Source organism: Actinomadura sp. SCN-SB (assembly GCF_043906805.1).
Lineage (GTDB): Bacteria > Actinomycetota > Actinomycetes > Streptosporangiales > Streptosporangiaceae > Spirillospora.
In genome coordinates this window covers 130,669-142,965 of sequence record NZ_JBIMPP010000009.1, presented here as the reverse complement: position 1 = coordinate 142,965, position 12,297 = coordinate 130,669, and the positions used below count along the sequence as shown (strand labels likewise).

11 protein-coding genes are annotated in these 12,297 nt (G+C 70.3%); 3 read left to right on the top strand and 8 right to left on the bottom strand.

The window, feature by feature from the left end:
- Window positions 1-39 precede the first annotated feature (39 nt).
- The gene (locus ACGWYJ_RS08545) at window positions 40-936 is read right to left on the bottom strand and encodes a sigma-70 family RNA polymerase sigma factor (protein ID WP_395105136.1); all 897 of its coding nucleotides are present in this window, start codon (window positions 934-936) and stop codon (window positions 40-42) included.
- 458 nt (window positions 937-1,394) lie between these two features.
- Here ACGWYJ_RS08545 and ACGWYJ_RS08540 point away from each other — a divergent pair, with 458 nt between their 5' ends.
- Window positions 1,395-2,171 (top strand): hypothetical protein, encoded by a 777-nt coding sequence (locus ACGWYJ_RS08540; RefSeq protein WP_395105135.1) that lies wholly within the window; start codon window positions 1,395-1,397, stop codon window positions 2,169-2,171.
- A gap of 21 nt (window positions 2,172-2,192) precedes the next feature.
- Window positions 2,193-3,008 (top strand): hypothetical protein, encoded by an 816-nt coding sequence (locus ACGWYJ_RS08535; RefSeq protein WP_395105134.1) that lies wholly within the window; start codon window positions 2,193-2,195, stop codon window positions 3,006-3,008.
- On the opposite strand, the gene ACGWYJ_RS08530 is transcribed toward ACGWYJ_RS08535, so the two are convergent.
- A complete protein-coding gene (locus tag ACGWYJ_RS08530) occupies window positions 2,935-3,666 on the bottom strand; it encodes a response regulator transcription factor (RefSeq protein ID WP_395105133.1) in 732 nt (243 codons plus the stop codon). The genes ACGWYJ_RS08535 and ACGWYJ_RS08530 overlap by 74 nt on opposite strands.
- A 53-nt stretch (window positions 3,667-3,719) precedes the next feature.
- On the opposite strand from ACGWYJ_RS08530, the gene ACGWYJ_RS08525 reads away from it, so the two are divergent.
- On the top strand, window positions 3,720-4,076 hold the full coding sequence (locus ACGWYJ_RS08525) for a response regulator (RefSeq protein WP_395105132.1): 357 nt from the start codon (window positions 3,720-3,722) through the stop codon (window positions 4,074-4,076).
- A gap of 31 nt (window positions 4,077-4,107) precedes the next feature.
- Here ACGWYJ_RS08525 and ACGWYJ_RS08520 read toward each other — a convergent pair whose 3' ends face one another.
- The 6 genes from ACGWYJ_RS08520 to ACGWYJ_RS08495 form a co-directional block, all read right to left on the bottom strand.
- The gene (locus ACGWYJ_RS08520) at window positions 4,108-5,559 is read right to left on the bottom strand and encodes an ATP-binding protein (protein WP_395105131.1); all 1,452 of its coding nucleotides are present in this window, start codon (window positions 5,557-5,559) and stop codon (window positions 4,108-4,110) included.
- A gap of 193 nt (window positions 5,560-5,752) precedes the next feature.
- Entirely contained in the window at window positions 5,753-6,943 is a 1,191-nt protein-coding gene (locus tag ACGWYJ_RS08515; protein ID WP_395105130.1) for a hypothetical protein, read from the bottom strand.
- 272 nt (window positions 6,944-7,215) lie between these two features.
- The gene (locus ACGWYJ_RS08510; RefSeq protein WP_395105129.1) at window positions 7,216-8,217 is read right to left on the bottom strand and encodes a hypothetical protein; all 1,002 of its coding nucleotides are present in this window, start codon (window positions 8,215-8,217) and stop codon (window positions 7,216-7,218) included.
- A 535-nt stretch (window positions 8,218-8,752) separates the two neighbouring features.
- Entirely contained in the window at window positions 8,753-9,835 is a 1,083-nt protein-coding gene (locus ACGWYJ_RS08505) for a hypothetical protein (RefSeq protein ID WP_395105128.1), read from the bottom strand.
- Between the two features lie 156 nt (window positions 9,836-9,991).
- Entirely contained in the window at window positions 9,992-11,047 is a 1,056-nt protein-coding gene (locus tag ACGWYJ_RS08500; protein WP_395105127.1) for a hypothetical protein, read from the bottom strand.
- A 180-nt stretch (window positions 11,048-11,227) separates the two neighbouring features.
- Window positions 11,228-12,280, bottom strand: a complete 1,053-nt coding sequence (locus ACGWYJ_RS08495) for a hypothetical protein (protein WP_395105126.1) — start codon at window positions 12,278-12,280, stop codon at window positions 11,228-11,230.
- Window positions 12,281-12,297 lie beyond the last annotated feature (17 nt).

The window sequence follows — 12,297 nt, the reverse complement described above, 5'->3', positions numbered from 1 at the left end:
GCTCGTCCTCGGCTCGTCCTCGGCTCGTCCCGCTGCGTCTCACACCGCGTCTTCGAGGCGCTGGTGCAGCTTGGCCAGAGCTCTGCGGTGAATCTGCCGTACGCCCTCCCGGGACAGCCCGAGCTGCTCCCCGATGACACGGAACGGCTGCTCCGGCTCGCCGTCCAGGCCGAACCGTCGCGTCAGGACGTACCGTTCGCGGGAATCGAGGGCCGGCAACCCCTCATAGCGGATGACCCCCAGCTGGAACCGCAGGAGGACCTGTTCCTCGATGGACGGGACGGAATCGGCCATCCGCTCCTCCCGGGAGTCGTCCTCCTCGTCCGGCGCGGCGCCGCCCGCGTACAGGCTGTCGAGCCGCGGCGGCGCCAGCACCCGCCGGACCTGGGCGACCGACACCCCGGCGCGCTCGGCGATCGCGGCGAAGTCGAGGACGGCGTCCGCGCCGGCCTCCTCCAGCAGGGCGCGCTCGGCCGCGAGAATGATCGGGCGCTTCTCGAAGTCGCCCGGGTTGAGGTTCGGGTGGTCGGCGTCGCGCACCGCGCGCAGGATCTCCCTCTGGATCGGCTTGAACGCCCAGCTCGCGAACGAGCCGCGGGCGGGATCGTAGGTCGAGATGGCCCACAGCAACCCGACCTTGCCGGCGCTCTCGAAGTCCTCACAGTGTTCATAGGACTTGGAGGTGAACAGTGCGACGTAGCGCCGCACCAGGCCGTAGTTCTCCTGCACGAGCTTCGCGGTCACCTCGTCGAGCTCGCGTTCGGCCCGGCGCAGCACCAGTTCCGGCAGCGCGCCGAACTCGCCGGTGGCGACGCGCTCGCGAAGCCGATCGATCCGCTCCAGGAGTTCCCGGCGCCGGGCGAACAGCCGGGCGTTGCGGTCGTGGAACCCCGTGACGTCAGGCTGCCGGCCGGCCGGCCGGAAGATACGGTCCATCGTGCCCCTCCGTTCGATGCCCACCCGGACAGCATGGCCTGTCCGCGGGGTACCCGTCCTGTCGAGCCGAAGATGTTGACGGGCAGCGGCGACCGCCGCGGCCCGCGTCCGGACACCGGGCCGGCATACTCCCGGGCGACTTTCTCCCAGGTCGGTGGGGGTTTGCGCCGGTGGTGGCCCGGTGCGGGCGTGAGCCGTCGCGCCGCGGAGGCGTTGACACGGTGTTGAACGATCGGTGTGCCGGTGTTGCGGTGCTGGTGACGGCGTCATGCGCGGACGGTGACACGCGCGGACGGTGACACGCGCGGACGGTGACACGCGCGGACGCCGGGCGGCCCAGATACGACGTTGCCATTCCCACGGCGGAGCGGACTCTATAGGTGAGCGGGACCGTACGTACATAGGATGCGGGTAGGGGCCGGGGCCGCAGTGCGCCCGCACGGATGGAAGGATCACCGGTGCGAACGATCTTGAGTGATCTCGGGCTTGAGTCCCCGATGGTCGGGACGACGGTGACCGCCCACATCAAGTCCAGCGGGCCCGACGGGTTCCGCTGCGCCGTCTACGACCCCGCCACCGGCCACGCCATGGACGCGCAGTTGCCCCGCGCCGACGCCTACGACCTCCCGGACGGCGCCGCGCCGCCGGAGCTGGTCGCGGGAGACACGCTCATCGCACTGGTCGTGGGGGTGCACGCGGCGACACCCGGCGGAGACCAGCGGCTGCTGCTGTCCGTCACCGCCCCCGAGCTGGTGGAGCGCCTCCTGTCCGGGTTCGTCGACGAGCTGCGCACCGGCGAAGTCGTGATCAAGAGCATCGCCCGGGTCGCCGGAAGCAAGGCAAAGATCGCTGTGGCGCCCACGAACGGCCGGGTCGACGCGCGCGGCGCCTGCATCGGGCGCGGCGCGAGCCGGCTCAAGGGCGCCGAACGCCTCCTGAACCGGGCCTTCGGCAAGGAGCGGCTTGAGATCATCGAGTATTCGAGCGACCGTGCCGTCTTCCTGGCCAACGCGATGAACCCGGTGCACGCGATCGACGTCCTCGTCGAGCGCGACACCGCGGTCGTCTCGGTCGAGGAGCACCAGTTGTCCGGCGGCATCGGCGAGGGCGGCCTGAACGCCCAGCTCGCCGGGCAGCTCACCGGCCTGTACGTCCGGGCGGTCAAGGACGGCACCGACCTGCGGGCGGCGCTGCGTCAGGCCGTGGCCGACCGGTCCGCCGCACGGGCCGTCTGAGGGGTTGGTGGCCCGTTGCCGATGCGCGCGTTGACCATGCCGCCTCTGATCGTGCGCGCCCGAGGCGGAACCCAGCCACGCGACGTCGGAGACGTGCTGGGCGGCTCGCCGCGCCTCAGCAGGGAGGCGCTCGTGGCGGCCGGGCAGGCACTGACGTGGCAATGGATGTTCACCCACGGCCGGTTCACCGCGATTCCGCTGGACCGGGCCGTCGCGGTGCTCCTGGCCGATTCCGGCGGCGGGGGGCCGGAGAGCTGGCACGAGCGGTTCACTCGGGGGCTCGCCCATCGGGTGGCGGGTGAGCTGACCATCGCGGCCGTGGCGGCCGGGCTGCTGTCGGAGCGCTCCGCCCAGGGGTCCGGGGACGGGGCCGACTACGCCGACGATGCCGAGCTGCTCGGCTCGGCGATCGGCGGGCTGTTCGACGTGTGCACCGACCTCGGTGAGGACGGGCACGGCGAGAACCTCGCCGAGCGGATCGTGCGGGACGCCGCCCGAACCCACGAGGCGCTGATGGGCACGCCGCTGCGCCAGCGGATTTCGGTCCGGAGGCAGGACGGTTTCGCGGTCCACACGGTGCGTTCGGTCTCCGCGAACCTCGGCCGGGCCGCCCTGGAGGAGATCCGCGGCCGGATCGGGCTGCCCTGGCCGTCCCGCGACGGCGACCAGGTCGGCCCCGACCTCGGGGTGGTTCGCTGGCGCGCCGCGATGCAGGCCCGCGGCGAGCAGATGTGGTGCCGGCTGGAGGGCGAGGACGCCCTGGTCACGGAGTTGTGGTTACGGAGTCCAGCGAGGTCGGAGCCGCCGGGATCAGATACCCGAACCCCGTCTGCGTGATGATCACGTCGTCGCCCAGTTTGCGGCGCAGCCGGGAGATGTGCTCGGCGAGCGTCCGGGAGGCCCGCCGCTCGATCCCCCACACGTGCAGCATGATCTCCTCCTTGGCGACCGCCCTGCCGCGGTTGACGGCCAGGAACTCCAGTACCGCGTACTCCATGGGGGCGAGCCTGACGGCCACGCCGTCCTTGAAGACCTGCCGGGCGGTGAGGTCTATCCGCACCGTCGGCAGCTCCAGCACGTCCTCGCGGGTGGCCGGGGGCCGCTCGGCCGGGCCGGAGGACGGGCCACCGACCGCGGTGCGCCGCAGCACCGCCTGCACGCGGGCCACCAGCACCTCCGCGTCGAACGGCTTCGGGATGTAGTCGTCGCCCCCCAGCCGCAGGCCCAGCGCCTGCTCGTGCGCCCGGCCGTGGACGGTCAGCAGAATGACCGGGGTATGGTTGCCCTCGTCGCGCAACTGATGGAGCAGGGACAGCCCGTCGATGTCGGGGAGGTTGACGTCCAGCAGAGCGATGTCGAAGTTGCCCCGGCGCAGCGCCCGAAGGGCCGACTCGCCGTCGAGCACGGACTCCACCTCGTACTTGCGTCCGCGCAGCAGCCGCACGATCGCCCTGACGAATCTCGGATCATCGTCAACCACCAGGACCCGTGCCACAACCAGATGATATCCGTGTTCGCCGCGCGGCGGTCCTGATACCTTCTGCCGCCATGCGGGTGCTGATCGTGGACGACGACGCGGGAGTGGCCGGGCTGCTGCGCACGATCCTCGTGCGGGGCGGGCATGAGGTGAGCGTGGCCGCGGACGGCGCCGCGGGGCGATCCCGCCTCGCCCTCCCGCCGCCGCCCGACCTGCTGATCCTTGATCGCATGCTGCCGGACATGGACGGCGCCGACCTGCTGGCCCAGGTGCGCGCCGATCCGCGGACGGCGCGGCTGCCGGTTCTCGTGATCAGCGCGGACCGGACGCCGGTGGACGCCTACGGCGGAGGCGCCACCCGGGTCCTGGCCAAGCCGTTCGACCTCGCCGACCTGCGCGCCGCGCTGTCCGCCCTGCGCACCCCCTGACCGGCGGCCCACCCGGCGAGGCCGGGCGCCGTCAACGAGGTTCGGCGGACAGCGGCAGCCACAGGACGACTTCGAGCCCGCCCGACGGCGCGGCGGCGAGCCGCATCCCGCCCCGCATGGCCCGCATCGTCACGTCGGCGATGTGCAGCCCCATTCCCGAACCGGGGCGGGAGCGGGTCGCGGGCGACCGGTAATACGGCTCCGGGGCCCGGCGGCGCTCGCTCGGCGAGAGGCCGGGCCCGCTGTCCGCGATGCTCACCACCGCGTGCCCACCCTGGGCGCGCACGGTGATGGCGATCTCTCCTTCCGGCGCGTACTTGTCGGCGTTGGTGAACACGATCAGCAGGCACTGCCGGAGCCGGACGGGGTCACCGAGCACGGTCAGCTCCGGCGGTGTCGCGACCGTGGTCCGGGCCGCCACCGCCGGAACGCCGCGCAGGGTCCGGCGCAGCAGCGGCGGCAGGTCGACGACCTCCGTCCGCGCGGTGGGGACCGCCGCGGCCGCCCCGGTACCGGCGGTCCGGATCAGGTCCTCGGTGACCCGGGCCATGATCTCGGTGGCGTCCAGGATCGCCTGCGGCGAGCCCGTTCCGGTCACCCCGGCCTCCAGCAACTGGGCGTGCCCGCGGATCGTGGTGAGCGAGCCGAAGAGCTCATGGCGGACGGAGTTCAGCAGCAGGTTCCGCGTCCGATCGGCCTCGCCCTGCGCGGACCGGTCGACGAACACCGCGGTGAGCACACCGGACGCCGTCGCCTGCGCGGGGCTGGAGGACGTGACCTCGACCCGCAGCAGCCGTCCCGTGCACGTGGCCAGCCTGGCCCGGGCGCGCAGCCCCATGGTGAGGGGGGTGGGGGCGCCGTCCTCGGCGACCAGCTGGAAGAAGTCAGTGGCGAAACCGCCGATGGCGTGCTCCCGGGGCACCCCGACCAGTTCGGCCATCGCCGCGTTCCAGACGACGATCCGGCCGTCCGGGTCGACGGCCACGATCGCGGCGCCGCACTGGTCGATGACCGAGCCGAGCCGCGGCCTCGACAGCCGGGTGCGCAGGTACAGCACGCCGACCGGGACCAGCGCGAGAAGCAGCCACAGCAGCTGCCCGGTGTGCACGCCGCGCAGCGTCAGCAGCGCGTAGGCGACGCCGCAGCCCACCGCCGCCAGCGAGTCGATCGTGATCGCCCGGCTCACCAGCCCGTACACCACGACGGCCGCGACCGCCAGCACCGCGACCTGGGCCGCGTCGGCGGTGCCGTTGGCCAGCGCGGCGGCGGCGACCAGCAGGCCCGCGCCCGCCAGCGGGAACGCGGTGAGGGCCGCGTCGACCCCGGTCCGCCGCCGGTTCCGCTGCACCAGCGCGTCGCACAGCAGCAGCCCCGCCAATGCGCCCGCCGACACCGGGAAGGGAAGGGCGGCCAGCCCGTATCCCAGCGGCACCGCCGAGACCAGGATCGCGGGAAGGACAATCGCCCGCGGGAGCCGTGGCATGCCTGGACCGGTAGGGCTCATGGGGACCCTCTCGCGCGACAGACAGGGCATCCGCCCAGAAATCTATCACTGAGAGCCGAAAAAGGATCTTCCTCCGACGCTCCACTCGATCAGAGAATGCCCTGGTGGAACGGCGATCGCCGGTCCAACCAGGGCATCGTCTCGCTACGAGGTCACTGTGGTGACCTCACCTTCAAGACGGGTACAGCCGCCGGAGCAGCTCACGCATCTCGATTTCCCGCCCCTTAGGGGTGAGGAAACGATGACCCGGGTCGTTGTGGTACGTCCCGGGCCGCTCGTCCTCGCTGCCCTCGGTGACGGCGATGAACGACTCGGCCGACAAGACCGCGATGGCGTTGATGGGCAGACGCGGGTTCTTCTTCGCCACCCTCGCCACGTTGTCGTAGATCTTCGCCTCGGAGCCGGTGTCGTGCTCCAAGGCGAGGCGACTGGTCCTCCTGCCGGACAGCGCCAGCCTGAGGAGAGCAGCCGAGTAGGCGTACCCGTTGACCTGCTGGACCGTCTGGGGAGTTCCCAGCGAGTCGAACAGGAGGCGCCAGACCGGGTCCTTCGTCCCGAAGTCCACGATCTCTCCCAGGGGCGGGACCTCGTCCTGGAGCAACTGCTCCAGGATCCGGGGGGCCACCCGCTCCAGTTCGCGGCTCCGGGTAATGGCGCGCGGGGCACCACTCCGGTTGGAGAAGAACTCGTTGAGCCGTCCCAGGTTGTACTCGACCATCATCGAGCTGTGGCTGAGCACGCTCTTACCCCAGTACTGCCGAAGGCGGAGCGGGATGAGTCCCCGACGCGCGGCGTCATGGATGTAGAGGAGGTAGTGCTCCCTGGGGACGTCCAGGGTCACCGTGAGCCGCGGACCGCGGGCTCCCCGCACGAGGGCGGCGAGACCGTGGTTGAGGCGCTCGGAGATCTCGGCCTCGTAGCCCGTGGGCCCGTCGGCGCACCTGATTTCCCTGACCTCTTCGTTCAGCATGGCGCTGGATGCCTGGCCGACAAGGTCGAAGCCACGGCCGCTCGCGGTGGTGACCTGGGCCCCCTGAGAGCTCCAGAGGCATCCGCCCGTGACGGTGTTCAGCTCGTCGAACGCCGTGAGCGGCTCCTTGGGGAGGTTCCCGAGCACCGTCCAGAAGTGGACGGCTCCCGCGACCTCGCACCCCACGAAGGCCCGCAGGGAGTTGCCGTCGACGCGCAGCAGGGCCTCGTCGAGCACGCCGGCGCCAGGAACCTGGAGGTAGCTCACCAGATCCTGAAGCTTCCGGTGCTGCTTGGCCGCCGCCTTGGCGAACCAGCGCGCAGTTGGGTCGGCACTGCGCTGGACCTGAGCGATCCCACGGAGGTGGAACCAGTCGGTGGCCAGCTTGACCACTTGCCCCTCCCCCGGTGCGGGGAGAGTCATGATTCTCGTCGGACCCCCATGCGGGGATCGGACGGTCTTAAGGCGTGACGCCATAAGACACTCCTCTTGATTGTTGTTCGCCCCGGCCGAGCCGGAGCGGCGTGGCATGTGCCCGCGCATCAGGGACCGTGCCGACCCGATGGGAATCGGCAATGGCCGAAGAGACACCGTTTCCGCGAAGGGGAAGGCGGGGAGGATCACTCCTCCCCGCCGTTGTCATTGGGCCGCGGACTCCGCCGCCGTCAGGTGATCTGCCCCTGGCGGGGCGGATCGTCGGGCATCAGTGTGTTGAACACCGATGCGATGGTGAGGATGGCGATCCCCGTCCACACGAGGGGTGAGGGATGGTGGGACGCCGCGATCAGCCCCAGACCGGACCCGATCAGGCCGACCACCGCCGCCATCGCCGAGTCGGACAGCAGCCACAGGCCGAGATCCCCGGCCGACAACCGCGCCGAGCCCCGGACCTGGAGGAGCATGGGGATGAACAGGATGAACAGGCCCGCAACCAGCGCGAGTCCGATCTGCTCCGGCGGCAGCCAGGTGTCGCCGGCGATGCCGGACACGAAGCGGCCGAGCCAGGGAATGGCGCTCAGCGAGTCTTCGATGGCCCAGAGCAGCAGCAACAGACCCCAGATAGCGGGGGTGCTCAGCCACATGGCCGCGGTTGTTCCCTGGTCGCCCAGACCCTTGCGGGTCATCTTGTTGATGACGACCGTGAAATTCCAGAAGCAGAAGCAGCTGAGGACCGCTGCGACGGCTCCGGGAACGGTGGCTTCCCCGTTCCACGGCTCGTTGGCCAGGAGGATCGCGGCGAGCGCGACCACCCGGATGCCGATCTTGTAGCGTCCCCAGGACGTGGTCCGATGCCTCCAGAACTTCGCCCCGTCGACCATCAGCAGGCCGAAGGAGACGGCCGCCGCGGCGGGTCCGATGTCCAGATCTTGCACGGAGTAGAGGAAGCTCACCGAGATCACGGCGTCGCTGACCGCCATTCGCACGATCAGCCACCACATGCCCAGGCCCATCCCCCGCTTGGGGAGTCGTCCGGCACGCATGTTCCACAGGGTCAGCGCGACGGCGCCTCCCGTGGCGTACCACGCGGCCGCCTGCAGGGCAGGCAGTTCCGCGATCGCCGCGTATCCGACCGACTGCAAGAGCAGGGCGGAGAGGATGAAACCTCCCCCGATCAGTCTGTGGATTCTGCCGGTCAGCCGGCGAAAGAATCCGGAGTTCGGTGACATACGTCACCCTCCTTTGGTTTGTCGTCACCCGGGCGCTACGCCCGGGTGGTCGGCTCCGAGAACCGACACCGATGACCGTGCCGAGCAGCGCGACAACGACAACGGCGGATCGGGAGCAGTGAGCAACGGTCCCGCGCGCCGGACGGGAGGCGCCGGACACAAAAAACGTCCCGGGGTACAGCACAAGGGCCGTACCACCGGGACGCGGTATCGAAAGTCAGCGACGGAGCACCGCAGCTGACCGTGGACTGGCCGCTATACGCGGACCGAATTATTTGTGTCACCCAGGCGCTACGCCCGGGTGAGTCGACTCCGAGAGCCGACACCGACGACCGTGCCGAACAGCGCGACAACGACAACGGCGGATCGGAAGCAGTTTTCAACGGTCCCGCGCGCCGGACGGGAGGCGCCGGACACAAAAAACGTCCCGGGGTACAGCACAAGGGCCGTACCACCGGGACGCGGTATCGAAAGTCAGCGACGGAACGCCGCAGCTGACCCTGCAGCCGCCGTCACGGCGGCCTTTGGACGGCCGCTATGCGCGACCACCGTCCCCATCGTCTTCGTCGTCTTCGTCGGGCTCATCGGAGTCCTCGATTCCCAACCCGAGCTCGTCCAGTGCCTTGATGAGTGCGCTGGAAGAGTCGGACGGGGTGAGGAGACGGTCCGCGGCGCAGGCCACGAGAACGCAGCCGATCGCGATCTGCCAGACCAGCTGGCTCGAACCGGCGATACCCGGCCCGTCGACGACCATCCCGGCCCAGACCGCGGCCGGACCTAGCAGGGCGAAGAACAGGCCGAGATTCCGGGTCCGCATCCGCGGAGCCGCCGCGGACAGCAGGATGGTCGAGACGGCCAGCACCAGTCCGGCCAACACGGGTGTCCAGAGACGCGCGAGCGTCAGACCGAACCCGTCGCCGCACTGCTCGGAGAACAGGTCACCGAGCATGGGCAGCCCGCTGTTGCAGGCGCCCAGCGACATTCCGAGCAGCAGCCCGGACGCCAGCACGTAGGCGATCCCCGTTGCCGTGAGGACGGACCCTCCAGCCTTGTGGATCCGCGCGAAGCAGACCAGCATGTGCCACACGCAGGCCCCGACCACCAGGGCCGCGGCCCAGGCCAGGAGGTCGAATCCGGTCCACGGAGTGACGACCACCAGGGCCCCGGTCCCCAGCGTCCAGGGAAAGAAACCGATCTTCCCTCGGATCGTGCGGCGCTGCGCCCAGATCCGGCAGAAAGCCATGGTGAGGGGGCCGAAGGCGACCAGCGCGCCCACGGTTACGGGCTCGATTTCCGGCGTCACCGCGTACACCAGCGCGAGGACGCCGATGCCGGTGGTGAAGGCGAGCCGCACCACCAGGAGCGCCACCCGCAGCCTTCGACGTTCGCTGGTGTATCCGGAGCCGAGTCCCGTACCGCGGGACACCAATCCCTTGCAGAACTTCCATCCGAGGATGTTGATGCCACCGATGAGCGGCACCACGAAGGCTTCCGGCAGTCGTAGATCCACGACGCCGAAGATTCCGAACGCCAGGGCGAACAGCGCCCCGGTCGCCATCGTCACGCCGGCGAGCCACCCGCCTAGGGCCGGTGCCCGGCCGAACCTGAGTCGTGACATGAGTCACCTTCCTCTTGTTTGAGTCGCGTGGGCGCTGCGCCCGCGCGGTCGGCTTCGAGAGCCGACATGAAGACCGTGCCGATCGGGACGGCGATGACAAGAAGAATCCCGGCGGGTGCGGCCTGAGCCGCCCCGCCGGGATCGAAGTGGTGCGCCCTACCCGGCCCCGCCCGGGGCCGCGCGCGGCGCGTACGCTCTGCGGTACAGGTCGCCGAGCCTTATCAGCCGGCCGCCGTCGTCAACGTACGGTCGGGCGAACGGGTCCCGGCCCTGCTCCCCGGATAGGCCCTCGATCCTGAACCGCACCATGCGCAACGGCACCAGCCCCTCGGCCCCGTCCGGGATCGTCCTCAGGATGGTCCTGACCTCATCGGCGTCGCCGATGAAAATGCCCGGGTTCTGCCGCAGGGGGCGCAGCAGTTCCCCCGAAGAGATCCGGCAGGCCCTGGGCAGCTTGGCCTTCGCCCACCAGTTCACCCAGCGGTTGAACTCCTGCGCCCGCAAGTCGGCGCCGAGCCGCGCGAGGGCGCGTGGGTTGCCGGAGTCGCTGTTGCGGGCGACATCGATCGTCGGGTCCAGGATGTGGTATCGCTCCACCTTGGCTTCGAGAGGGGTGACCGCGCGCAGGACGGAGTTGAAGCCGCCCACCAGCCGCCGCGCCCCCGCCTGGGTCTCTTTGAGAGCCGCTTTGATCTCCTCCGCGATGGGATGCCTCGTCCTGGCCGCGGCCTTGGCCGCCTTGATCATCACGAGCTGACGCCAGTCCGGGAGGAACACGACCTCGATCGGGCTGTCCTGGCGGCCCCGGTGCAGCGCGGCGGCGACCGAGGCCATCTGCCACACGCTCGCCCACCTGAGCGGGGAGACCGGGTCTCGCGACCAGGACCTGACGCGCAGGACCAGCCGCAGGACCGGCAGCCACGACGGATTCCGGCCCGTGATCGGGCACCAGAACTGCCGGTTGCCACCGGGTTCGATCTTGACCCCGGCGTACCTGAGCTCCCGTCCGGCGTTGCTGACCGTCACCAGGTCACCCGCGGCGGAAACGCCGTGGGCGTTGAACCGTTCGAGCAGTTCGTTCAGTTTCCTCTGGACGTCGGTGCGCGCCGTTGGGTCGTAACGCATCCCCGCGGGTGGCCGGTTCGCCAGGTCCCAGGTGTTGAGCAGCAGTGGTCCGCCGGACCGCGCCACCACCTCGTACACGGATGGCATGTCGTCATCCCTTCTGGTTTGTACGGTTCGCCCGCGCGCGTCGCGCGGGCGGTCCGGCTCGAAGGCCGGACACCTGAGACCGTTCCGAACCACCGCGCGGGTGCCATGGCCCACGCAGAGAAAGATGTCCCGGTGACGCGACCGAAGGCCGCGTCACCGGGACATCAGTTCACCCGCGGGTCACGGCGTGACCCACGGCGCGTAGAACCCGCGGAAAATCGCTTCCCACTGGGGGGGCGTGTACCGCCCGGCGTAGGGGTCCCGAACCTTGCCGGCGCTGTAGATGCCGCTGGGTTCGTGAAACCACACCATGGGGAGTGGCGCTATCCCCACGAGGTCGTACCGCCTCTTCTGCCGGGCGCTTTCGAGGAGCGGACCGGCGATCCCGCTGTCGCCGATGACGAACTGCGGTCCGGATCCGAAAACCGCGGACGCCCCGACACTGCCGTTGCCGATGCTCTCCGCCACGCTCTCCGCCACGGTGGAATCCCATTGCCCCGGCGCCACCGCCGGGAGCAGATCGGGCAGCCAGTCGAGCGAACCCTGCTGTCCCTGCCAGCTCATCACGGGCCGGTGCGTGGGGTCGAGGATGGAGTAACCGGCTACCGGGTGCTTTCCGATCCGTCCATCGATCCGGGAGAGGATCTTGTTGAACTCGCGGCCCAGCAGTGCGGCGCCGCGGTTCGCCTCCGCCGTTATCCGTCGCGCCAGCCCCAAGGTCGGCGCCTGCGCCTGCGCCAGCCTGACGCCGGCGAGCAGCGGCAGGTGGGGGACGAAGGTGAGGCGAATCTTCGGCTTCCGCCAGCGGTGCAGGGCGGCGGCGACGCTCGCGAAGCGCCACAGCGACTCCAGAAACCGGGGCGGAATCCCGTCCGGCGACCAGGAGCGCACGGAGACCATCACGTGGATCTCGTGACGCCTCCAGAAGTCGGCGCTGACGGTGTCCACCTGCGGGTCGATCGACCAGAACTGCTCGCTGGCCTGATCGGTGGTGACGCCGGTGCGGACCCCGACGTAGTAGCGGGGCAGCGGGCCGTCGGTCACGACGACGCCGTCGGCGTCAGAGATTTGCACGCCCCGCATCACGCGCACCAGCCGCAGCAGCCGCAGCCGAGCCGCCGCGTACGCTCCTGACTTGGGCGAGCGGGGGTAGTAGGTCATCCCGGGAGGATGCCGCAGCAGTTGCGCCGCCCTCCCCTTCACGGGGAACACCTCGAGAAAGGTGCCGTCCATTCTGTTTGCCCTTCTTG